The sequence below is a fragment of the Paucibacter sediminis genome (assembly GCF_030254645.1).
Classification (GTDB): domain Bacteria; phylum Pseudomonadota; class Gammaproteobacteria; order Burkholderiales; family Burkholderiaceae_C; genus Paucibacter_B; species Paucibacter_B sediminis.
Genome location: NZ_CP116346.1, coordinates 2,791,723 through 2,812,182 on the forward strand (window position 1 = coordinate 2,791,723; position 20,460 = coordinate 2,812,182).

Genomic DNA, 20,460 nt, shown 5'->3' on the forward strand with positions numbered 1-20,460 from the left:
CCGGGCTAGTGAGGCAGGTCCTGATCCTCGGTGGGCGGCGCCGCCTGCACGCGGAAGGATTCGCTGGCCCAGGCACCCAGGTCATGCTCGCGGCAGCGCTCGCTGCAGAAGGGGCGCCAGCGGTTGCTGGGCGCAAAGACGCTGTCGCCGCCGCAGCTGGGGCAGGGCACGATGCGCGGCTTGTCGCTCTTCGGTTCCATCACGCTGCTCCTCAGGCGCACAGGGTCAGCTCGAAGCTGGCATCCTGCTGGGCGAGCTTGAGGCGGCCCTCCTCGTCCTGACGCATCAGCCGGATCGAGATCATCAGGCGGTGGCCGCTGATCTCGGGGATCAGGCCCAGGCTGGGGTCGAGGCGCATGCGTAGCAGGTGGTAGCTGCGCCCCTGGGGCAGGCTTTGCTGGAACTGGCCGGCTTGCGCCGCCACCTTGTGCGGGGCACCGGAATCGCGCAGCAGGCCCAGCAGCACCTGCAGGGCCTCGGCCAGCGGCATCAGGGACTGCGTCCATTGCATCAGATCGTTGCGGCGACGCGCCGGCAGGAACTGCTGCCAGGTGTAGTAGGCCGGCAGATCGAACTCGCAGGTGCCGCCGGGGATGCTGATGCGGCTGCGTATGCTCATCAGCCACTCGTTGGTGGTGAGGGCATGGCCGGCCTTGCCGGAGAGCTGGTTCAGATTGGCGAAGGCGCGGTCGATGCGGGCGATCACCTCGTCGAGCACGCTTTCAGCGATCGCCGGGTTGCCGCGGTAGCCGTTGAGCTGGGCCTTGTGCCGCTCCAATTCCTTGAGCAGGTCGGACTTCAGGTCGGCGCGCGAGGCCACGTCCATGATCTCGAAGATGGTGACCAGGGCGAAGTGATGGTCCAGTGCCGTTTCGCGCGAGATCAACTGCCCCAGGCGATCGAACAGATGTTCCAGACGCAGCATCGTGCGGATGCTTTCGTTGAACGGGTATTCGTATAAGACCAAGGCGGCCATTCCTCGTCGATCAGCGTTGTGGCAAGAGGCACCCATTGCGCCTCTTGGCCTGATGGGGCGATTGTTTCACAGCCAGGCGCGCGAGCCCCAAGAAAACGCTAGGGGCTAGCCCCGGCGCCAATGCGCGGCGAGGCTCTGCACATGCGCACGCAGCGCTTCCGCGCTGATGCCGTCGTTGTAGAGCACCGCGTCGGCGACGGCACGGCGGGCGGCGCGGCTGGCCTGTTGCGCGATCACAGCCAGCACCGCCTCGCGCTGCCAGCCCGAGCGCTGCATGACGCGCTCGACCTGCGTTTGCTCCTCGCAATCCACCACCAGCACGCGCTGCACGCGTGACCGCCAGCGGCCCGACTCGACCAGCAGCGGCACGTCGAAGACCAGCAACTCAGCCGCGCTGGCCTCGGCCCGGCGCGTGGTCTCGGCGCTGATCATGGGGTGGAGGATGGCTTCGAGCCGGCGTTTGGCTTGCTCATCCCGGAAGGCCAGAGCGCGCATGTGGTTACGGTCGAGTGCGCCGCCCGGGCCGGCCGCTTGGGTGCCGAAGGCCTGCACGATGGCCGGCATGGCGGCACCGCCCGCCGCTGTCAAGGCGCGCGAGATGGCATCGGTGTCGATGACGTCGGCGCCCGCCTCGGCCCAGGCGCTCGCCACCGTGCTCTTGCCGCTGCCGATGCCACCGGTCAGGCCGATGCGCAACGCGCGCCCGCCCATCAGGCCCAGCCCAGCCACCCCAGCACGCGTGCCTGGCCGGCGAACAGCACCACCAGGCCGGCGCCCGCGAGGAAGGGGCCGAAGGGTACATAGCGGCCCTCGCGCAGCTTGGCATTCAGCTTCATGGCAATGCCGACCACTGCGCCGATCACCGACGCCCCCAGCACGATGGGCAGGATCATCTGCCAGCCTAGCCAGGCGCCCAGCGCTGCCAGCAGCTTGAAGTCTCCGTAGCCCATGCCCTCCTTGCCGGTGGTGAGCTTGAACAGCCAGTAGACCGACCAGAGCGACAGATAACCCACTAGGGCGCCGGTCAGCGCGGCCTGCAGGGGAATGGTCCAGCCCAGCAAGGCCACCAGCAGGCCAGCCCAGAGCAGGGGCTGGTTGATGGCATCGGGCAGCAGGGTGGTGTCCCAGTCGATCGCTGCCAGTGCCAGCAGTGCGGCAGCGAAGGCGCACCAGAGCAGTGTGCTGGGCTCAGGGCCAAAATGCCACGACAGTCCGGCAAACATCAGCCCGGTAAGCAGCTCGATGAAGGGGTAGCGCGCCGAGATCGGCGCCAGGCAGGCCGAGCAGCGCCCACGCAGCATGGCGTAACCCAATAGCGGGATGTTCTCGTGCCACTTGAGCTGGTGCCCGCAGTGAGGGCAGCGCGAGCGCGGCATGGCGATGCCCAGTGCGGGGAGCTGCTCAAGCTTGGTGGCCAGCGCTGCGCTGGCCTTGGCCAGTGCGCCGGCTTCGGCCTTGCCCAGTTGCGCGCCCTGCAGCAGCACCTCCTCATCGCTCAATTGGGCGGCCGCGTCAGTGAGCCATTGGCGCTCCATCATGCGGGGCAGGCGGTGCACCACGACGTTGAGAAAGCTGCCGATGCACAGGCCCAGCACGCCCAGGACCCAGGGTGACAGCAGCCATTGGAGTTCGGTTGTCGTCGCCATTCCTCAGACCACCTGACCCAGCTTGAAGATGGGCAGATACATCGCGACCACGATGCCGCCAATGATCGTGCCGAGAAACACGATGATAAATGGCTCCATCAGGCTGGAGAGCGCCTTCACGGCCTCGTCCACCTCATCCTCGTAGAACTCCGCCGCCTTGCTCAGCATATGGTCCAGCGAGCCGGACTCCTCGCCGATGGCGGCCATTTGCAACACCATGCTCGGGAAGATCCCGGTGGTCTGCATCGAGGTGGTGAGCGCCGAGCCGGTGGAGACGTCACGCTGAATTTTTTCCGTGGCCTCGGCAAATACGGCGTTGCCCGAGGCCCCGCCCACCGAATCCAGTGCTTCGACCAGTGGAACGCCGGCGGCAAACATGGTTGCCAACGTGCGCGTCCAACGCGCGACGGCTGACTTGTAAAGCAGATCGCCAAACACGGGGATCTTGAGCAAGAGGCGATCCATGGTCTTCTGCATCTTCTCGGAGCGCTTCCAGGACTGGATGAAGAAGTAGATACCGCCACCCAGACCGCCGAATATGGCCCACCAGTAGCTGACGAAGAACTCCGACATCGCGATCACCATCAAGGTGGGCGCGGGCAGATCGGCCCCGAAGGATGTGAAGACGTCCTTGAACGAGGGCACCACGAAAATCATGATCACTGCGGTGACCACAAACGCCACGATCATGACCGCCACGGGATAGGTCAACGCGGACTTGATCTTGTTCTTCAGCGCGACGGTCTTTTCCTGGTAAATCGCCAGGCGATCGAGCAGGGCTTCCAGGATGCCGCCGGTTTCGCCCGCTTCCACCAAATTGCAGTACAGGGCGTCGAAGTACATCGGGTGCTTGCGAAACGAGGCGGACAGGCTAGTCCCCGTTTCCACGTCCTGCTTGATATCGGTGAGCAAGCGCGTCAGCTTGGGGTTGGGGCTGCCGCGCGCCACGATCTCGAAAGACTGCAGCAGTGGCACGCCAGCGCGCATCATGGTGGCGAGTTGGCGCGTGAACACGGCAATATCCCTTTGTTTGATATTGGTGCCGCCCGCGGTGCGGCGCTTCTTGACCTTGCTGACCAGAATGCCTTGGCGACGCAGGGTGGCGCTGACCATGGCTTCGCCGCCGGCGCGCAACTCACCGCGCACGACCTTGCCGTTCCTGTCCTTGCCTTCCCACTCGTAGATGGCCTCATTGGCCGGCTTGGCGCTGGAATTGGTCGCCATAACACCTCCTGGGATTGCACCCACAGTTGTTGTCGGGGCCCGATGGGCCCTTATTCATTGGTTGCCGCCAGCACCTCTTCGAGCGTCGTGACGCCGGCGCGTACCTTTACGAGGCCGGACTGGCGCAGGTCGCGCACGCCCTCGGATTGCGCCTGCACGGCGATGTCCATGGAGGTGCCTTCCGAGAGGATGATGCGCTGGATGGCCTCGGTGATGGGCATCACCTGGTAGAGGCCGACGCGGCCGCGGTAGCCGTTGTTGCAACTCGAGCAGCCGACCGCGCGATAGGGCTTCCAGCTGCCATCCAGATCGGTCTCGGCGAAGCCGGCACGCAGCAGCGCCTCGCGCGGGAACTCCGCCAAGGTCTTGCAGTTCTCGCACAAGCGCCTGGCCAGGCGCTGTGCGGTGATGAGCAGCACGCTGGAGGCGATGTTGAAGGGGGCCACACCCATATTGAGCAAGCGCGTGAGCGTGGTCGGCGCGTCGTTGGTGTGCAGGGTGGACATCACCATATGGCCCGTTTGCGCCGCCTTGATGGCAATGTCGGCGGTCTCAAGATCGCGGATCTCGCCCACCATGATGATGTCGGGATCCTGGCGCAGGAAGGACTTTAGCGCTGCTGCGAAGGTCAGTCCGGCCTTGTCGTTCACGTTCACCTGGTTGATGCCGGGCAGGTTGATTTCGGCAGGATCCTCGACCGTCGAGATGTTCACGCCCGGCTGGTTCAGGATGTTCAGGCAGGTGTAGAGCGAGACCGTCTTGCCCGAACCCGTCGGGCCGGTGACCAGCACCATGCCATAGGGGCGCGAGATGCAGGCCAGCAGCCGCTCCTTCTCGATCTTCTCGTAGCCCAGCGCCTCGATGCCCAACTTGGCCGAGGACGGATCCAGAATCCGGATCACGATCTTCTCGCCGAACAAGGTGGGCAGCGTGCTGATGCGGAAGTCGATCGCCTTGGCACCGAACTTCAGCTTCATGCGCCCGTCTTGCGGCACGCGGCGCTCGGCAATGTCCAGCCTCGACAGCACCTTGATGCGCGAGGCCAGCTTGTCCTTGATCGCAATGGGCGGCTGCGTGATCTCGCGCAATTCACCGTCCACGCGGAACCGCACCCGGTAGTGGTACTCATAGGGCTCGAAGTGCAAGTCCGAGGCGCGCAGATTGATGGCATCCACCAGCATTTTCTGTAGGAAGCGCACCACCGGTGCGTCCTCCACGTCGGCCATGTCCTGCGCTTCTTGTTGCGTCGGGCCTTCCTCTTCGGCGATGTCGAAGTCGAAATCGCCGCCAGCAATGCTCTCCAGGGCCTCCGCGGCACTGGTCGCCGAGCCTTGCAGAATCTTGGTGATCTTGTCGTACTCGACGATCACCCATTCGGGCGACAGCTGGGTGGCGAACTTGATGCGCTCGACGACTTCGGGTTCGGTCGGGTCGGCACCGCCGATGAAAAGGCGGTTGCCGCGGCGGCCGAGCACCAGAACCTGGTATTGCTGAGCCAGCTTGTTGTCGATGATGTTCTGCGGCAGGCGCTGGGCATCTACCGCATTCAAGTCCATCAGTGGCACAGCCAGCGCCGTCGCCAGCGTATGCGCCAAGTCAGCCGAGGAGATCGCGCCCGACGCGATCACGGCGCTCACGAAGCTGGACTTCTTCTCCTTGGATTGCCGTACCAGATCCTCTGCGGCCTTGGCCTGCAGCTTGCCCGCGTGCACCAACACGCGAGCCACCCCCGAGAGGGCGGAATGGGGCGGGTCAGCCAGGGTTGTATCCACGTGCCGTGATTCGCTGTGCTCGGTAGTCGGAGGCGAGAGGCGCACCGGGTGCGCGCTTACTCAGCAATGGCCACACTGTATACCCACCATGCAAGGGGGCAATCGGTGGAAATGTGTGTAAGCGCACGGAATGCGCGCACGGCCGTTGCCAGTGATGCTGATTTGCATCATGGCGCCAGGGCTGGGAATGGAAATTGAGAAGACCTGGTCGGGGTGAGAGGATTCGAACCTCCGGCCTCTACGTCCCGAACGTAGCGCTCTACCAGGCTAAGCTACACCCCGATTTGTTCCGACTGATCCACTGCTGCGGAGTGTCGTCACTGTCTTCTTGATCGCTCAGAACGAGCGGTCGATTGACTGAACGGCGAATTCTAGCAGAGCTTCTCGCCATTTGTTAAGTGGTAATGCATTTAAGCATTGTTGCGCGAGTGCTGCCTCGGCACGCGCCGCGTCGCGCGTGGCTTCAAGGGCGCCCGTGCGTCGCACGATGGCCACGATGTCGGCCAAGCGTGCGACCTCACCCTGTTCGATGGCGTGACGTATCAGATCGCGTTCCTCGGCACTGCTGCGGTTCATGGCGATCAGCAGTGGCAGCGTGGGCTTGCCCTCGCGCAGATCGTCGCCGATGTTCTTGCCCAGGGCTTGCGTGTCGCCCTCGTAGTCAAGCACGTCGTCGATGAGCTGGAAGGCGGTGCCGAGTGCACGGCCATAGCCGGCGCAAGCGTCTTCGATCTCCGGCGTGCTGTTGGCCAGCACGGCGCCCAGGCGCGCACTTGCTTCGAACAGCTTGGCGGTCTTGAAGCGGATGACGCGCAGATAACTCTCGACGCTGATGTCCGGGTCGTGCATGTTCATCAGCTGCAGGACCTCGCCCTCGGCGATCACATTGGTCGCGTCTGCGAGTACCTCCAGCACGCGCAGGCTGTTGGCCGAGACCATCATCTGGAAGGCGCGCGAATACAGGAAGTCCCCCACCAGCACGCTGGCGGCATTGCCGAACAGGGCGTTGGCCGTCTGCTTGCCGCGCCGCAACGACGACTCGTCGACGACGTCGTCGTGCAGCAGGGTCGCGGTGTGGATGAACTCCACCACGGCGGCAAGTTCAAAGCGCTCGTGCTGGGTATAGCCAAGCGCGTTGGCGAATAGCAGTACCAGCTTTGGCCGCATGCGCTTGCCGCCAGCATGCACGATGTAGCCGGCAATCTGATTGATCAGGGCGACATCGGAGGTGAGGCGGCGCGCAATCACGGCATCCACCTCGCGCATTTCCGCGTTCAGCGCGGCCAGAACCTCAGCAACAGGGGACGAGGCAGACAGGTCTTGCACTCTCAGCTCACTTTGGGGCGAAGCGGTCATTATAGGAAGCTCGTGGGAGGCCCAAGTTCGCTCCGGCCGCGCGGCGCGGCGCGCCTCAGACAGGCCGGCAATGCCGCTTGATTCAGGGTTAACGCCTGTGCTACACTCGCGGGCTCTGCGCTCAGGTCATGGGCGTAGTCAAGGCTTGCCGTCAATCATTGGCGGCGAGTGGTTTCACTGAAAGGGCTGATATGTACGCGGTCATAAAAACCGGCGGCAAGCAATACAAAGTTGCTGCTGGCGAAAAGATCAAGGTAGAACAGATTGCTGCGGATGTTGGCCAAGAGATTGTGATCGACCAGGTTCTGGCTGTCGGAAACGGCGCTGAACTCAAGGTTGGCACTCCCTTGGTTGCTGGCGCAAGCGTCAAAGCCACTGTTGTGGCACAGGGCAAGCACGACAAGGTGCGCATCTTCAAGCTGCGTCGTCGCAAGCACTACAAGAAGAGCCAGGGCCATCGCCAAACGTATACCGAGCTGGAAATCAGCGCGGTGAATGGCTAATCCGGCTTTCGCCAACAGTTCAAGGAGTTAATCCATGGCACAGAAAAAGGGCGGCGGTTCCACACGAAACGGCCGCGATTCCAAACCGAAGATGCTGGGTGTGAAGGTCTATGGCGGCCAGACTATCTCTGCAGGTTCCATCATCGTGCGTCAGCGCGGTACCAAGTTCCACGCCGGCACGAACGTCGGCATGGGCAAGGACCACACGCTGTTCGCGCTGATCGACGGTCAGGTCTCGTTCGCCATCAAGGGCGAAAAGAGCCGTTCGACGGTCATCGTCACGCCGGTCTAAGTTTTTCGGACCAGCGGTCGCGGTGGGGTGGCAGCAGCCGGCCACACCGTGCAGCAACAGCCCCGGCTCAGTCCGGGGCTTTTGTTTTTCTACGGCTGCATCGAGTCGGGCTCCTTGAGGGGCCTGGCTTACCATAGCCCCGCCCGGGCTCAAGGGATCTGACATGAAGTTCGTAGACGAAGCCACTATCGATGTTGTGGCCGGCAATGGTGGTGCCGGCTGTGCGAGCTTTCGCCGCGAGAAGTTCATTCCCTTCGGCGGACCGGACGGTGGCGACGGTGGTCGTGGTGGCAGCGTGTTTGCCGTTGGCGACCTGAACCTCAATACCCTGATCGATTACCGCTACGCGCGCCGCCACGAGGCGCGCAATGGCGAGGCAGGGCGAGGCTCCGATCAGTACGGCGCCGCGGCCGACGACATCGTGCTGCGCATGCCGGTGGGTACCATCATCAAGGATGTTGAGACCGATACGGTGATCGCCGAGTTGCTGGAGCCGGGCGAGAAAATTCTCATCGCCAAGGGCGGTGACGGTGGCTTTGGCAATCTGCACTTCAAGAGCAGCACGAACCGCGCGCCGCGCCAGAAGACGCCCGGTTGGCCCGGCGAGGCCAAGAAGCTCAAGCTTGAGCTGCGCGTGCTGGCTGATGTGGGGTTGCTGGGCCAGCCCAATGCCGGCAAGTCGACGCTGATCTCGGCGGTCTCCAACGCCCGGCCCAAGATTGCCGACTACCCGTTCACGACCCTCCACCCCAACCTCGGCGTCGTGCGTGTCGCGCCCGAGAAGAGTTTTGTGGTGGCCGATATCCCCGGGCTGATCGAGGGCGCCGCCGAAGGCGCCGGCCTGGGTCACCAATTCCTGCGCCACCTGCAGCGCACGCGACTGCTGCTGCATGTGGTCGACCTGGCGCCGTTCGATCCGGCCGTGGATCCGGTGGCGGAGGCCAAGGCCATCGTGGGCGAGTTGAAGAAGTACGACCAGGCCCTGTACGACAAGCCGCGCTGGCTGGTGCTCAACAAGCTGGACATGGTGCCGGCAGAGGAGCGTGCCGCGCGCGTGAAGGACTTCGTCAAGCGCTACAAGTGGAAGGGCCCGGTGTTCGAAATCTCCGCCCTTACGCGCGAAGGCTGCCAGCCCTTGATCCATGCGATCTATGAGCATGTCGCCGAGGCCCAGCGCGTGCATGTGGAAGTCGATCCGCGCTTCACGCCTGTGGAGGGCGGCGAGCAGGAGCAGGCATGAGCCAGGGGCCGCTGAAGAATGCGCGCCGCATCGTCGTCAAGGTGGGTTCCAGCCTGGTGACGAACGAGGGGCGCGGCGTCGATGCCGAGGCGATCGGCAACTGGTGCCGTCAACTCGCTGCCTTGGCGGCGCAGGGGCGTGAGCTGGTGATGGTGTCCAGCGGTGCGATTGCCGAAGGCATGAAGCGCCTGGGCTGGGTGACGCGGCCCAAGGAAGTGCATGAACTGCAGGCGGCTGCGGCCGTCGGCCAGATGGGCCTGGCGCAGATGTACGAGAGCAAGCTGCGCGAGCAGGGCATGGGCAGCGCCCAGGTGCTGCTCACGCATGCCGACCTGGCCGATCGCGAACGCTATCTGAATGCGCGTTCCACCCTGCTGACGCTGCTGCAGCACCGTGTGCTGCCGGTCATCAACGAGAACGACACCGTCGTCAACGACGAAATCAAGTTCGGCGACAACGACACCCTGGGTGCGCTGGTCGCCAACCTGGTGGAGGCCGATGCCCTGGTGATCCTGACCGATCAGCGCGGCCTGTACTCGGCCGATCCACGCAAGGATCCAGCCGCGCGCTTCATCGATGAAGCGATTGCGGGCACGCCCGAGCTGGAGCAGATGGCCGGTGGTGCCGGCTCCAGCATTGGCCGCGGCGGCATGATCACCAAGATCCTGGCCGCCAAGCGTGCCGCTGGCAGTGGCGCCAACACCGTGATCGCCTGGGGGCGTGAGCCGGATGTGCTGTTGCGGCTGGCCGCGGGCGAAGCCATCGGCACGGCGCTGCTGGCCAGTACGCAAAAGCTCGCGGCGCGCAAGCAATGGATGGTTGACCATCTGCAGATGCGCGGCGCCGTGCTCGTCGATGCTGGCGCTGCCGCCAAGCTGCGCGACGAGGGCAAGAGCCTCTTGCCGATCGGCGTCTACGAGGTGCAGGGCGAATTCCATCGCGGCGATGTGATCGCCGTGAGGGATGCCAGCGGCGCCGAGCTGGCGCGTGGGCTCACCAACTATTCAAGTGCCGAGGCGCGCCTGATTGCGCGTAAGCCCTCGTTCGAGATCGAGGGCGTGCTCGGCTATGCGGCCGAGCCCGAACTCATCCACCGCGACAACCTGGTGCTGCGCTAAGCCGGATCTTTGGGCGTCTCGCCGGCGTCCTCGGGGGCATGCTGCTCATGCTCACCGGCAGCGTCATGCGGCCCGCGCCCGCCTTCGCCGCGATGCTGCGGGCGCATGCCGGCGCGCAGGTAGCGGTTGTGGTGGTTCATGCGTGGCAGGAAGCGCGCCAGCTCGGTCAGCGCCATCTGGTAGACGCCGCGCTTGAACTCGATCACCGCTTCCAGCGGAACCCAGTACTCGTTCCAGCGCCAGGCATCGAACTCGGGGTGGTCGGTGGCGCGCAGATTCATGTCGCTGTCGCGGCCCATCAACTGCAGCAGAAACCAGATCTGCTTTTGCCCGCGGTAATGTCCGCGCGCGTCGCGCCGTATGAAGTGCTCGGGCACTTCGTAGCGCAGCCAGTCGCGTGTGCGCGCAATGATGCGCACATGCTCGGCCCTCAGCCCCACCTCTTCATGGAGCTCTCTGAACATCGCCTGCTCGGGCGTTTCGCCATGCTTGATGCCCCCTTGCGGGAACTGCCAGGAATGGGTGCGGATGCGCTTACCCCAGAACACTTCGTTCCTGTGGTTGAGCAGGATGATGCCGACGTTGGGCCGGAAGCCTTCACGGTCGAGCATAATCAACCTCAAATCTATAGTTGGTTTGATTATTGCATTGGGCCCACGGTCCTGCATGATCCTCGCTTACCCTCAGACCCCCGTGCGTTCAGACCTGACCCTGGATGCGCCCACACCTCAGTCCCGTTCCGATGAAAGCCTCCCAGTTCTTCATTTCCACGCTCAAAGAAGCGCCCGCCGATGCCGAGGTGGTGAGCCACAAGCTGATGATGCGCGCCGGCATGATCAAGCGCCTGGGGGCCGGTATCTACAACTACATGCCCATGGGGCTGCGTGTGATCCGCAAGGTCGAGGCCATCATCCGCGAGGAGATGAACCGCGCCGGCGCGGTGGAGCTGCTGATGCCGGTGGTGCAGCCGGCCGAGCTGTGGCAGGAGACCGGGCGTTTCGACAAGATGGGCCCCGAGCTGCTGCGCGTGAAGGATCGCCATGACCGCGACTTCATCATCCAGCCGACTTCCGAAGAGGTGATCACCGATATCGCCCGGCAGGAACTGCGCAGCTACAAGCAGCTGCCCAAGAATTTCTATCACATCCAGACCAAGTTCCGTGACGAGCGCCGGCCGCGCTTCGGCATCATGCGCGGCCGCGAGTTCACCATGAAGGACGCTTACTCCTTCGATCGCGATGTCGCCTCCGCCGGGCGCAGCTACGAGAACATGTACGGCGCCTACTGCAAGATCTTCGATCGCCTCGGCCTGCAGTACCGCGCCGTCGCCGCCGATACCGGCGCCATTGGCGGTGATCGTTCCCACGAATTCCAGGTGATCGCCGATACCGGCGAAGACGCCATCGTCTACTGCCCGAGCAGCGATTTCGCCGCCAACATCGAGCTGGCCGAGGCCGTGGCCCTGCTGGACGCGCGCGGCACGGCCGCACAGGCGCTGGTGAAGACGCCGACCCCGGGCAAGGCCACTTGCGAGGACGTGGCGGCGCTGCTGGGCCTGCCGCTGACGCAGACCGTCAAGTCCCTGGTGCTCGCCACCGACGAGCTCGATGAGCAGGGCGTCATCGTCAAGTCCACCGTCTGGCTGCTGCTGGTGCGTGGCGATCACGAGCTCAACGAGGTCAAGGCGGGCAAGGTCGAAGGGCTGAAGGGAGGCTTCCGCTTCGCCAGCGTGGCCGAGATCGACGACCACTTCGGCTGCAAGCCGGGCTATCTGGGCCCGATCGGTCTGAAGAAGCCGGTCAAGATCGTGGCCGACCGCACCGTGGCCCAGATGTCGGACTTCGTCTGTGGCGCCAATGAGGCCGACTTCCACTACACCGGTGCCAACTGGGCGCGTGACCTGCCCGAGCCCGACCTGGTGGCCGACATCCGCAACGTCGTGGTGGGCGATCCCTCGCCGGACGGCAAGGGCGTGCTGGCGATCCAGCGTGGTATCGAGGTGGGCCATGTGTTCTATCTGGGCACCAAGTACTCAGCCGCGATGAACGCCAATTTCCTGGACGAGAACGGCAAGCCCCAGCCGATGGAGATGGGCTGCTACGGCATCGGCGTGACCCGCATCCTGGGCGCCGCCATCGAGCAGAACCACGATGCGCGCGGCATCATCTGGCCGGATGCGATCGCGCCCTTCACCGTGGTGCTGTGCCCGATCGGCATGGACCGCAGCGAGGAAGTGAAGCTGGCGGCCGAGCGCCTGCACGACGAGTTGCAAGCCCTTGGCGTCGATGTGCTGCTGGATGATCGCGGCGAGCGCCCCGGTGCCATGTTTGCCGACTGGGAGCTGGTGGGCGTGCCGCATCGCGTGGTGCTGTCCGATCGTGGCCTCAAGGAAGGCCAGGTCGAGTACCAGGGCCGCCGTGACGCCGAGGCTACCAAGCTGGCGCTGGCCGAGGTGCTGGCCCATCTGAAGGGCAAGCTCAAGCTTTGAAGCGTCGCGGCCTGTTCTTCGCAGCGCTGGCGGGGCTGGCGCTGCCCGGTCGTGGCTGGGCCGGCGCACAGATCGAGGAGCCGCTGCAGGACCAGGTGCGCTCGGCGCTCTCCTCGGCGATCGCCAACAGCGCGCCGCCCAAGCCACGCTTCGATTCCACCGATACCCGTCTGGCCTATCTGCGCTGGCTGGGCGTGATGAGCGAGCGCCTGAAGAGCCGCAAGAGCGAGGCGCTCACCCGCATCGAGTTCCTTGAGACCGTCTGGTACGAGGCCAAGCGGGCCGGGCTGGAGCCCGCCCTGGTGCTGGGCCTGGTGGAAGTGGAAAGCGGTTTCCGCAAATACGCCATCAGCGTGGCCGGCGCGCGCGGCTATATGCAGGTGATGCCCTTCTGGGCCAAGTCCATCGGCGATGGCCAGGCCTCCAGGCTGTTCCATATGCAGACCAATCTGCGCTTTGGCTGCGTGATCCTGCGCCACTACCTGGACCGCGAACAGGGCGATATGTTCCTCGCCCTGGGCCGCTACAACGGCAGCCGCGGCCGGCCCGAATATCCGAATGCGGTGTTCGCCAACCGGCGCAAATGGCTGCTGCCGGAGGAGCGCTGATCAGCGCAGGCCCTGCCAGCTCTTGGGCGTGGCGCCCACCAGGCCGGCCAGTTCCAGCACCCGCTCGGCACTCTCGTTGACCATCTCGGCGATGCTTTGCGGGTGATGATAGAAGGCCGGCAGGGGCGGAAAGATGATGCCGCCCATCTCGGTGACCGCCGTCATATTGCGCAGATGCGCCAGGTTGAAGGGCGTCTCGCGCACCATCAGGATGAGGCGGCGGCGTTCCTTCAGGGTGACGTCGGCCGCGCGCGTCAGCAGGTTGTCGCCAAAGCCATGCGCGATGGCGGCCAGGCTCTTCATCGAGCAGGGCGCCACCACCATGGCGGTGCTGGCAAAGCTGCCGCTGGCCACACAGGCGCCCACATCGCCGGGCGCGTAAGCCGCATCCGCTTCGCGCTCCAGCGCGTCGCGGCTCAGCCCCAGCTCATGATGGGCATTCAGCACCCCGGCCGGGGTGAGTATCAGATGGGTCTCCGCGCCCAGCTCGCGCGCGCGCTGCAGCAGCCGCAAGCCATAGGCCGCGCCGGTGGCGCCCGTGATGCCGACAACCAGGCGTTGCCGCATGCCTCAGGCCTGCTGGCCCAGCATCTGCTGCAGCTCGCCGGCCTCGTACATCTCCATCATGATGTCCGATCCGCCCACGAACTCGCCGTTCACGTACAGCTGCGGAATGGTGGGCCAGCTGGCGTAGTCCTTGATACCCTGGCGCACTTCCTCGTCTTCCAGCACGTTGAAGGTCTTCAGGTCATTGACGCCGCAGGCCTTGAGGATCTGGATGGCGCGGCCGGAGAAGCCGCACATCGGAAACTGGGCCGTGCCCTTCATGAACAGCACCACGCGGTTGCTCTTCACCAGGCTGTCAATGCGTTGTTGAACGTCGCTCATGTCGTCTAGTCCTTGCAGGGTTGGAGGGCGCTGCGGCCGCGGATAAAAAAACAATGGCCGCGCATGGCGGCCATTATCGGCGAGGGGCAATGCCCGGACGCGCGGCGTGGGCGGATGCTGGCTCAATAGCTGTATGACAGGCCCAGCTGCAGCACCGGCTTGTAGCGCATGTCGCGCAGCAGATCTTCCACCGCCTGGGCGCTGCTCTGGCCCAGACGGAAGCCGCCATAGCCGCCACCCACCAGCCCCAGGTCGGCACTGAAACCCCAGCCGCCACGCAAGGAGTGCCCTGTATAGCCGATGCCTAGATAGGACAGCGAGGCGCTCGGATCGCCGCGCTCGGCGCCCGACAGCATGCTGACGCTGCGTTGCCCCAACGCGAAATTCTGGCTCTGCAGCGCGGCGCCCTGGCCCAGTGCCAGGCCCGAACTGCTTTGTGAGAGCGACAGTGGCCCCATCAGCAGACCGCCGGTGGCGCGCAGGCCGCCCTGGATGCCATGGCCGAGGCCCGAACCGGTGAGGTAGTAGTCGCCCAGCAGATTGGCGCTCAGCAGGCGCGAGCCGCCGCTGCGCAGCGGTTCGGCCAGCAGGCCGATGTTGACGTCCTGGCTGCTCAACTGGATGCGGGCCTGCCAGCGTCCCAGGCCCTGGGGCTCCAGCTTGAGCCCGTTGTCGGCCCAGGCGCTGTGGGCGGCACACAGTCCCGCAACAGCCATCAAGAGCCCCGCCAGATGAGTGCGTGAAACTCGAGCTATGACCCGCATGACGATCTCCCGGTGCGTGGAGGAGGGCGCGCATTGCGTGACCCTCGGAGCTTGATGCTACGCCCCGGCCCGGCCCTTGTGCAGCGCAAATTGCACGGTGTTGGGCTTTCTGTTGCGGGCTTGCCCAGGCGCGGCTTCAGCCCGGCCAGCGGCCCCCGCTGGCACGTTGCTGCTCGCCCAGGTCGCGCCGGCAATCGACGTCGGCAAACCCTGCCGCCTGTAGCGCGGCCGCGACGGCCGGGGCTTGGTCGTAGCCATGCTCCAGCAGCAGATGGCCACCCGGCCGCAGATGCGCCGGTGCGCCCTGGGCCAGGCGGGCCAGGTCGGCCAGGCCATCGCCACCCGGTGTCAGCGCCGCCAGCGGTTCATGCCGCAGCGCCCGCAAATGCGGGTCATCGCCGGCGATATAGGGCGGGTTGCTGACGATCAGGTCGAAGCGCTGCCCGGCGAAGGGCTCCCACCAACTGCCCAAATGGAACTGCACGGCCAGCCCCAGGCGCTGCGCATTCGCCGCCGCGACGGCCAGCGCCGCGGGGCTGCGGTCCGAGGCATGCAGCTCGGCGCGGGGGCAGCGGTGCTTGATGGCCAGCGCGATCGCACCGCTGCCGGTGCCCAGGTCCAGCACCCGCGGCGTGGCCAGGCTGCTGGCCTGCAGCAGCTCCAATGCCCAATCCACCAGCAGCTCGGTGTCGGGGCGCGGCACCAGCGTGGCGGGGCTGACCTGCAGGCGCAGGCCATGGAATTCCTTTTCGCCCGCCAGATAGGCCAGCGGCACGTCGTCGAGGCGCTGCGCCAGCCAATCCGCAAAGCGCGCGCTCAAGGCCGGCGGCACGGTGGCGTCGTCATGGGCGATCAGCCAGGAGCGATCGCACTGCAGCAGCTGCGCCAGCAGCAGCTGGGCTTCCAGGCGCTCCAGGCCGGCCGCGCGGGCCTGTGCCAGGGCCTCGGCGACGGTCATGCCCGGCCTTCCAAGGTGGCCAGCTGCTCGGCAGCCTGGGCCTGTTGCAGGCCCTGTACAACGTCGCCCAGGTCGCCGTCCATGATGGCGCCCAGCTTGTAGAGCGTCAGGTTGATGCGGTGGTCGGTGAGCCGGCCCTGCGGAAAGTTGTAGGTGCGGATGCGGTCGCTGCGGTCGCCGCTGCCGATCAGGCTCTTGCGCGTGGCAGCCTCCTTGGCGGCGCGCTCGTTCTTGTCCTTGTCGCGCAGGCGGGCGGCCAGCACGGCCATGGCCTTGGCCTTGTTGCGGTGCTGGCTGCGGTCGTCCTGGCATTCGGCCACCAGGCCGGTGGGCAGGTGGGTGATGCGGATCGCGCTGTCGGTCTTGTTGACGTGCTGGCCGCCAGCACCGCTGGCGCGGAAGGTGTCGATGCGCAGCTCGGCTGGGTTGAGCTGGATCTCCTCGGCCTCGTCGGGTTCCGGCATCACTGCCACGGTGCAGGCGCTGGTATGGATGCGCCCCTGCGATTCGGTGGCCGGCACGCGTTGCACGCGATGCCCGCCCGATTCGAACTTGAGCCGGCCGTAGACCGAGGGGCCTTCGATGCGCAGCACCAGTTCCTTGTAGCCGCCCAGATCGGATTCATTGGCCGAGAGGATTTCGGTGCGCCAGCCCTGGCTTTCCGCGAAGCGCATGTACATGCGCGCGAGATCGCCCGCGAACAGTGCCGATTCATCGCCACCGGCGCCGGCGCGGATTTCCAGAAAGGCCGGGCGCTCGTCATCCGGATCGCGCGGCAGCAGGGCCAGCTGGAGTTCTTCGTGCAGGCGCGCGAGATCGGCCTCGGCGCTGCCGATTTCCTCGCGCGCCATCTCGGCCACCTCGGGGTCGGACAGCAGTTCGCGTGCGGCGATCAGGTCGCGCTCGCGCTGCAGATAGGTCTGGTAGCGCGTCACCAGGTCCGAGACTTCGGACTGTTCCTTGGTGAGGGCGCGGTAGCGCTTCATGTCGGCGGCGATGGAGCCGTCGGCCAGGGTGGAGTCGAGTTCGTGCAGTCGGAAGCCAAGGCGTTCGAACTGCTGGCGCAGGGAGTCTTTCATGGGAGCGTCAGGGGGCTGGAGCACGAAGGCCGCGCCCAGCATGCGGGCGCGGGGTTGCGGGCTGGTGCAGCGCCGCTAATGCTCGGCCGGGTCGCGGGTGCTCTTGCGCAGGAACAGGCGCGAGACGGTATGCGCCAGGGCCACGCGCTGTTCGCCGTCGGCGGCGTGCAACTCGGCCAAGGTGCCATGCAGCATCTTCTGGGTGAGGCCGCGCGAGAGTGCTTCCAGCACCGCCTCGACGTCCTCGCCGCGCGCCAGCAGCTTGCGGGCGCGCTGGATCTCGAGGGCGCGCCAGTCATCGGCCTGGGCATTCAGAGCCTGGATCAGCGGCACGGTGTGGCGCTGGCCCAGCCAGTGCACAAAGCTCTGCACGCCGTTCTCGATGATGGCCTCGGCCTGCTCGACGGCGGCCTGGCGCTTTTCACCGGCAGATTGCACCAGCTGCGCCAGATCGTCGACGGTGTAGAGATACACGTCGTCCAGCTGGGCGACTTCCTGCTCGATGTCGCGCGGCACGGCCAGATCGACCATGAACATGGGCTTGCGCTTGCGCTTCTTCAGCGCCCGCTCCACCGCGCCCAGGCCGATCAACGGCAGGCTGCTGGCGGTGCAGGAAATCACCGCGTCGAATTCGTGCAGGCGATCGGGCAGGTCCGACAAGCGCATCGCCTCGGCACCCAGATGGCCGGCCAGCTTCTCGCCGCGCTCCAGCGTGCGGTTCGCCACCGCCATGGCCTTGGGGTTCTTGGCCGCGAAATGGGTGGCCACCAGTTCGATCATTTCGCCGGCGCCAACGTAGAGAACCTTGATTGCGCTGAGATCCTCGAACAGCTGGGCTGCCAGGCGCACCGAGGCGGCCGCCATGCTGATGGAGTGGGCGCCGATCTCGGTGGAGCTGCGCACTTCCTTGGCCACCGAGAAGCTGCGCTGAAACAGCTGGTGCAAGGTGGTGCCCAGGGTGCCGGCCTGGTCGGCCTCGCGCACCGCCTGCTTCATCTGGCCCAGGATCTGCGGCTCGCCCAGCACCATTGAATCCAGGCCGCTGGCCACGCGGAAGGCGTGGCGCGCCGCGGCGCTACCCTCCATCACATAGGCATGGTCCATCAGCGCCGAACTGCCCACGCCGCCCACCTCGGCCAGCCAGGCCACCGTGGGTTGCACCAGGGCCGGGCTGCCGGCCACATAGAGCTCGGTGCGGTTGCAGGTCGAGAGCATGGCCGCCTCGGGCGTGGCCTTGCGGGGGGCATGGGCCTGCACCTGGTCGCGGAAACCGAGCAGGGTGGGCGCCAATTGCTCCAGCGAGAACGCGAAACGTCCGCGCAGGTCCAGGGGCGCGGAGTTGTGGTTCAGGCCGAGAGCGAAGACCGTCATGGGGCGATTATAAAATTTGAGCCGAATCTTTGCGGGCGGCCGGGGCCGGCTTTCCGCTCTCGAACTTGATGCGCATCAAGCTTGCCTGTTTTTCAGAACCGTTGGGCACACCGTGAACCTCGTCGACGCCCTCGGGCACCTGGTCAATCTGTTCGCGCCCGCCTGGGGCGTGGCCGCCCTGATGGCGCTGGCGATCAAGCTCGTCTGGCGGCGCGAGCATCATGCCCTGGCCTGGCGCCGCCTGCTGCTGTGGGGTGGCTTGGGCGGTAGCCTGGCGGTGCTGGTGGCGCTGGCCTGGCTGGCGCGCGACGGCACCATGCTGGGCTACGGCCTGACGCTGCTGGGCGTGGTGTTGCCTCAATGGTGGCTGACGCTCAAACGCTGAGGGCCGCGCCCAATTCGGCCTGCAGGGGCACCTCGGCGCGCAGCGAATGCGCGAAGGCCTGGCTGATCTGCACATCGATCAGCTGATTCATCAGGCGCGGGTGACCCTTGAAGTTGACGATGCGGTTGCACTCGGTGCGCCCCATCAATTCGCTGGCGTCCTTGCGGGCGTTGCCCGAAACCAGGATGCGTTGCGTCGTGCCCACCATGCGCTGGCTGATCGCAAGCGTGTTGGCCTCGATCACGGCCTGCAACTCCTGCAGGCGCCTGACCTTGGTCTCATACGGCGTGCTGTCCTCCAGGTTCGCCGCCGGCGTGCCCGGGCGGGGGCTGAAGATGAAGCTGAAGGAGGCGTCGAAGCCTACGTCGTCGACCAGCTTCATCAGCTTGGCATGGTCGTCCTCGGTTTCGCCCGGGAAGCCGACGATGAAGTCGCTGGCGATGCGGATGTCGGGCCGGATGGCGCGCAGCTTGCGGATCGTGCTCTTGAACTCCAGCGCCGTGTAGCCGCGCTTCATCGCCATCAGGATGCGGTCGCTGCCGTGCTGCACCGGCAGATGCAGATGGTTCACCAGCTGCGGCACCTTGCCATAGGCCTCGATGAGGCGCTGGCTGAATTCATTCGGATGGCTGGTGGTGAAGCGCAGGCGCTCGATGCCGGGGATCTCGGCGCAGTATTCGAGCAGCAGGGCCAGGTCGGCGTATTCGCCGGTGTCCCCCATCTTGCCGCGGTAGGCGTTGACGTTCTGCCCCAGCAGATTGAATTCCTTCACGCCCTGGTCGGCGAGGCCGGCGATCTCGGTCAGCACGTCCTCGAAGGGCCGCGACATTTCCTCGCCGCGGGTGTAGGGCACCACGCAATACGAGCAGTACTTGGAGCAGCCCTCCATGATGGAGACGAAGGCGCTGCCGCCATCGACCTTGGCGGGCGGCAGATTGTCGAACTTCTCGATCTCGGGGAAGCTGATGTCCACCTGCGGGCGCGCCTGCTCACGGCGCGCGGCCAGCATGGCGGGCAGGCGGTGCAGGGTCTGCGGGCCGAACACCACGTCCACATAGGGCGCGCGCTCGATGATGGCCGCGCCTTCCTGGCTGGCCACGCAACCGCCCACGCCGATCATCACGCCCTTGGCCTTCAGATGCTTGACGCGGCCCAGGTCGGAGAACACCTTCTCCTGCGCCTTCTCACGCACCGAGCAGGTGTTGAAGAGGATCAGGTCGGCCTGTTCAACGTCGTTGGTGGGCTCGTAGCCTTCGGCGGCGCCCATCACATCGGCCATCTTGTCCGAGTCGTACTCGTTCATCTGGCAGCCAAAGGTCTTGATGAATACTTTTTTCGTCGTGCTCATGGCATTGCTCCGACCGGGCGGGGCGACGCGCGCGCCCGCCGGGCCTGGTGAATCAGTGGCGGATCAGGGCTTGGACCAGACCTGCGCGGCGCGGTCAAACTGCCAGCTGGCAGCCTCTTGGGGCGTGCGGGGCCAGGTCTTGTTGGCCAGCTCGGCCTCGTTGAGGACCCACAGGTCCATCAGCAGGCCCGAGATGTCCACGGTGTAATGCACCACCAGCTTTTGCCCGACCAGGGCGGCCGACATCTGCAGCAGGTTCTCGGTGCCGCGGATGCGGCTGCCGGGTGCCAAGCGCGCTGGCTGGCCGTTCAGCAGCACGTCGGGCGGCTGCAGCACCGTCAGCTCGCCGCGCAAGGCTTGGGCGGGAAACTGGCGATGGACTTGCGCATGAGCCGAGAGGCTCATCGTTGCGGCCGCCAGGGCGGCAAGTACACAGCGGTACAT

General features: G+C 65.6%; 23 protein-coding genes and 1 tRNA gene. 7 read left to right on the plus strand and 17 right to left on the minus strand.

The genetic code is table 11. The annotated features are described in order from the left end of the window. Positions 1–5 precede the first annotated feature (5 nt). The 8 genes from PFX98_RS12945 to PFX98_RS12980 all read right to left on the minus strand — a co-directional run bounded on the left by PFX98_RS12945 (position 6) and on the right by PFX98_RS12980 (position 6,884). Positions 6–200, minus strand: coding sequence for a DNA gyrase inhibitor YacG (locus tag PFX98_RS12945; RefSeq protein ID WP_285230918.1), 195 nt, complete (start codon positions 198–200; stop codon positions 6–8). Positions 201–211: 11 nt separating this feature from the next. Continuing rightward, entirely contained in the window at positions 212–967 is a 756-nt protein-coding gene (zapD, locus tag PFX98_RS12950) for a cell division protein ZapD (RefSeq protein WP_285230919.1), read from the minus strand. A gap of 114 nt (positions 968–1,081) precedes the next feature. Beyond that, positions 1,082–1,687, minus strand: a complete 606-nt coding sequence (gene coaE / locus PFX98_RS12955) for a dephospho-CoA kinase (RefSeq protein ID WP_285230920.1) — start codon at positions 1,685–1,687, stop codon at positions 1,082–1,084. Beyond that, a complete protein-coding gene (locus PFX98_RS12960; protein WP_285230921.1) occupies positions 1,687–2,622 on the minus strand; it encodes a prepilin peptidase in 936 nt (311 codons plus the stop codon). Before PFX98_RS12960 ends, coaE begins: the two co-directional genes overlap by 1 nt. Positions 2,623–2,625: 3 nt before the next feature. Continuing rightward, positions 2,626–3,846, minus strand: coding sequence for a type II secretion system F family protein (locus PFX98_RS12965; protein WP_285230922.1), 1,221 nt, complete (start codon positions 3,844–3,846; stop codon positions 2,626–2,628). A 50-nt stretch (positions 3,847–3,896) separates the two neighbouring features. Beyond that, the gene (gene pilB, locus PFX98_RS12970) at positions 3,897–5,564 is read right to left on the minus strand and encodes a type IV-A pilus assembly ATPase PilB (RefSeq protein WP_425334600.1); all 1,668 of its coding nucleotides are present in this window, start codon (positions 5,562–5,564) and stop codon (positions 3,897–3,899) included. A 259-nt stretch (positions 5,565–5,823) separates the two neighbouring features. Then, positions 5,824–5,900: transfer RNA gene (locus PFX98_RS12975), tRNA-Pro, on the minus strand. A gap of 54 nt (positions 5,901–5,954) precedes the next feature. After that, entirely contained in the window at positions 5,955–6,884 is a 930-nt protein-coding gene (locus tag PFX98_RS12980; RefSeq protein WP_285235587.1) for a polyprenyl synthetase family protein, read from the minus strand. Between the two features lie 281 nt (positions 6,885–7,165). Here PFX98_RS12980 and rplU point away from each other — a divergent pair, with 281 nt between their 5' ends. From rplU to proB, 4 genes are all read left to right on the plus strand, one after another. Then, positions 7,166–7,477 carry a 50S ribosomal protein L21 gene (gene rplU / locus PFX98_RS12985; RefSeq protein ID WP_195797624.1) on the plus strand — a complete coding sequence of 104 codons (312 nt, stop codon included), beginning with the start codon at positions 7,166–7,168 and terminating at the stop codon, positions 7,475–7,477. Positions 7,478–7,511: 34 nt separating this feature from the next. Beyond that, positions 7,512–7,769 (plus strand): 50S ribosomal protein L27, encoded by a 258-nt coding sequence (rpmA, locus tag PFX98_RS12990; protein WP_285230924.1) that lies wholly within the window; start codon positions 7,512–7,514, stop codon positions 7,767–7,769. 163 nt (positions 7,770–7,932) lie between these two features. Then, entirely contained in the window at positions 7,933–9,009 is a 1,077-nt protein-coding gene (gene obgE, locus PFX98_RS12995) for a GTPase ObgE (protein WP_285230925.1), read from the plus strand. After that, positions 9,006–10,127, plus strand: a complete 1,122-nt coding sequence (proB, locus tag PFX98_RS13000; protein WP_285230926.1) for a glutamate 5-kinase — start codon at positions 9,006–9,008, stop codon at positions 10,125–10,127. Before obgE ends, proB begins: the two co-directional genes overlap by 4 nt. On the opposite strand, the gene PFX98_RS13005 is transcribed toward proB, so the two are convergent. Beyond that, positions 10,124–10,738 carry an RNA pyrophosphohydrolase gene (locus tag PFX98_RS13005; protein ID WP_285230927.1) on the minus strand — a complete coding sequence of 205 codons (615 nt, stop codon included), beginning with the start codon at positions 10,736–10,738 and terminating at the stop codon, positions 10,124–10,126. The genes proB and PFX98_RS13005 overlap by 4 nt on opposite strands. 131 nt (positions 10,739–10,869) lie before the next feature. On the opposite strand from PFX98_RS13005, the gene PFX98_RS13010 reads away from it, so the two are divergent. Both PFX98_RS13010 and PFX98_RS13015 read left to right on the plus strand, forming a co-directional pair. Continuing rightward, on the plus strand, positions 10,870–12,615 hold the full coding sequence (locus PFX98_RS13010; protein WP_285230928.1) for a proline--tRNA ligase: 1,746 nt from the start codon (positions 10,870–10,872) through the stop codon (positions 12,613–12,615). After that, positions 12,612–13,223 carry a lytic transglycosylase domain-containing protein gene (locus PFX98_RS13015; RefSeq protein ID WP_425334601.1) on the plus strand — a complete coding sequence of 204 codons (612 nt, stop codon included), beginning with the start codon at positions 12,612–12,614 and terminating at the stop codon, positions 13,221–13,223. Before PFX98_RS13010 ends, PFX98_RS13015 begins: the two co-directional genes overlap by 4 nt. Here PFX98_RS13015 and PFX98_RS13020 read toward each other — a convergent pair whose 3' ends face one another. The 6 genes from PFX98_RS13020 to hemA form a co-directional block, all read right to left on the minus strand. Beyond that, entirely contained in the window at positions 13,224–13,790 is a 567-nt protein-coding gene (locus tag PFX98_RS13020) for a UbiX family flavin prenyltransferase (RefSeq protein WP_285230929.1), read from the minus strand. A gap of 3 nt (positions 13,791–13,793) precedes the next feature. Continuing rightward, a complete protein-coding gene (grxD, locus tag PFX98_RS13025; protein WP_285230930.1) occupies positions 13,794–14,111 on the minus strand; it encodes a Grx4 family monothiol glutaredoxin in 318 nt (105 codons plus the stop codon). A 122-nt stretch (positions 14,112–14,233) separates the two neighbouring features. Beyond that, on the minus strand, positions 14,234–14,827 hold the full coding sequence (locus PFX98_RS13030) for a hypothetical protein (protein ID WP_285230931.1): 594 nt from the start codon (positions 14,825–14,827) through the stop codon (positions 14,234–14,236). 184 nt (positions 14,828–15,011) lie between these two features. Then, positions 15,012–15,833, minus strand: a complete 822-nt coding sequence (gene prmC, locus PFX98_RS13035; RefSeq protein WP_285230932.1) for a peptide chain release factor N(5)-glutamine methyltransferase — start codon at positions 15,831–15,833, stop codon at positions 15,012–15,014. Continuing rightward, a complete protein-coding gene (gene prfA, locus PFX98_RS13040; RefSeq protein WP_285230933.1) occupies positions 15,830–16,912 on the minus strand; it encodes a peptide chain release factor 1 in 1,083 nt (360 codons plus the stop codon). The genes prmC and prfA overlap by 4 nt, the downstream gene beginning before the upstream one ends. A gap of 75 nt (positions 16,913–16,987) precedes the next feature. Next, complete coding sequence (hemA, locus tag PFX98_RS13045; protein ID WP_285230934.1) at positions 16,988–18,283, minus strand: glutamyl-tRNA reductase; 1,296 nt, start codon at positions 18,281–18,283, stop codon at positions 16,988–16,990. 112 nt (positions 18,284–18,395) lie between these two features. On the opposite strand from hemA, the gene PFX98_RS13050 reads away from it, so the two are divergent. Beyond that, entirely contained in the window at positions 18,396–18,668 is a 273-nt protein-coding gene (locus tag PFX98_RS13050) for a hypothetical protein (RefSeq protein ID WP_285230935.1), read from the plus strand. Here PFX98_RS13050 and miaB read toward each other — a convergent pair. Together miaB and PFX98_RS13060 are read right to left on the minus strand one after the other, a co-directional pair. Further along, positions 18,658–20,016 carry a tRNA (N6-isopentenyl adenosine(37)-C2)-methylthiotransferase MiaB gene (gene miaB, locus PFX98_RS13055; protein ID WP_285230936.1) on the minus strand — a complete coding sequence of 453 codons (1,359 nt, stop codon included), beginning with the start codon at positions 20,014–20,016 and terminating at the stop codon, positions 18,658–18,660. The genes PFX98_RS13050 and miaB overlap by 11 nt on opposite strands. A gap of 63 nt (positions 20,017–20,079) precedes the next feature. Further along, positions 20,080–20,421 carry a hypothetical protein gene (locus tag PFX98_RS13060; RefSeq protein ID WP_285230937.1) on the minus strand — a complete coding sequence of 114 codons (342 nt, stop codon included), beginning with the start codon at positions 20,419–20,421 and terminating at the stop codon, positions 20,080–20,082. Positions 20,422–20,460: the final 39 nt, after the last annotated feature.

Excerpts from the sequence above, each read along its gene's own strand:
- PFX98_RS12945 (WP_285230918.1), bottom strand. The coding sequence starts at position 200 with ATGGAACCGAAGAGCGACAAGCCGCGCATCGTGCCCTGCCCCAGCTGC.
- coaE (WP_285230920.1), bottom strand. The coding sequence starts at position 1,687 with ATGGGCGGGCGCGCGTTGCGCATCGGCCTGACCGGTGGCATCGGCAGC.
- PFX98_RS12960 (WP_285230921.1), bottom strand. The coding sequence starts at position 2,622 with ATGGCGACGACAACCGAACTCCAATGGCTGCTGTCACCCTGGGTCCTG.
- PFX98_RS12965 (WP_285230922.1), bottom strand. The coding sequence starts at position 3,846 with ATGGCGACCAATTCCAGCGCCAAGCCGGCCAATGAGGCCATCTACGAG.
- PFX98_RS12980 (WP_285235587.1), bottom strand. The coding sequence starts at position 6,884 with ATGCGCGAGGTGGATGCCGTGATTGCGCGCCGCCTCACCTCCGATGTC.
- rplU (WP_195797624.1), top strand. The coding sequence starts at position 7,166 with ATGTACGCGGTCATAAAAACCGGCGGCAAGCAATACAAAGTTGCTGCT.
- rpmA (WP_285230924.1), top strand. The coding sequence starts at position 7,512 with ATGGCACAGAAAAAGGGCGGCGGTTCCACACGAAACGGCCGCGATTCC.
- obgE (WP_285230925.1), top strand. The coding sequence starts at position 7,933 with ATGAAGTTCGTAGACGAAGCCACTATCGATGTTGTGGCCGGCAATGGT.
- proB (WP_285230926.1), top strand. The coding sequence starts at position 9,006 with ATGAGCCAGGGGCCGCTGAAGAATGCGCGCCGCATCGTCGTCAAGGTG.
- PFX98_RS13005 (WP_285230927.1), bottom strand. The coding sequence starts at position 10,738 with ATGCTCGACCGTGAAGGCTTCCGGCCCAACGTCGGCATCATCCTGCTC.
- PFX98_RS13010 (WP_285230928.1), top strand. The coding sequence starts at position 10,870 with ATGAAAGCCTCCCAGTTCTTCATTTCCACGCTCAAAGAAGCGCCCGCC.
- PFX98_RS13020 (WP_285230929.1), bottom strand. The coding sequence starts at position 13,790 with ATGCGGCAACGCCTGGTTGTCGGCATCACGGGCGCCACCGGCGCGGCC.
- grxD (WP_285230930.1), bottom strand. The coding sequence starts at position 14,111 with ATGAGCGACGTTCAACAACGCATTGACAGCCTGGTGAAGAGCAACCGC.
- PFX98_RS13030 (WP_285230931.1), bottom strand. The coding sequence starts at position 14,827 with ATGGCTGTTGCGGGACTGTGTGCCGCCCACAGCGCCTGGGCCGACAAC.
- prmC (WP_285230932.1), bottom strand. The coding sequence starts at position 15,833 with ATGACCGTCGCCGAGGCCCTGGCACAGGCCCGCGCGGCCGGCCTGGAG.
- prfA (WP_285230933.1), bottom strand. The coding sequence starts at position 16,912 with ATGAAAGACTCCCTGCGCCAGCAGTTCGAACGCCTTGGCTTCCGACTG.
- hemA (WP_285230934.1), bottom strand. The coding sequence starts at position 18,283 with ATGACGGTCTTCGCTCTCGGCCTGAACCACAACTCCGCGCCCCTGGAC.
- miaB (WP_285230936.1), bottom strand. The coding sequence starts at position 20,016 with ATGAGCACGACGAAAAAAGTATTCATCAAGACCTTTGGCTGCCAGATG.
- PFX98_RS13060 (WP_285230937.1), bottom strand. The coding sequence starts at position 20,421 with ATGAGCCTCTCGGCTCATGCGCAAGTCCATCGCCAGTTTCCCGCCCAA.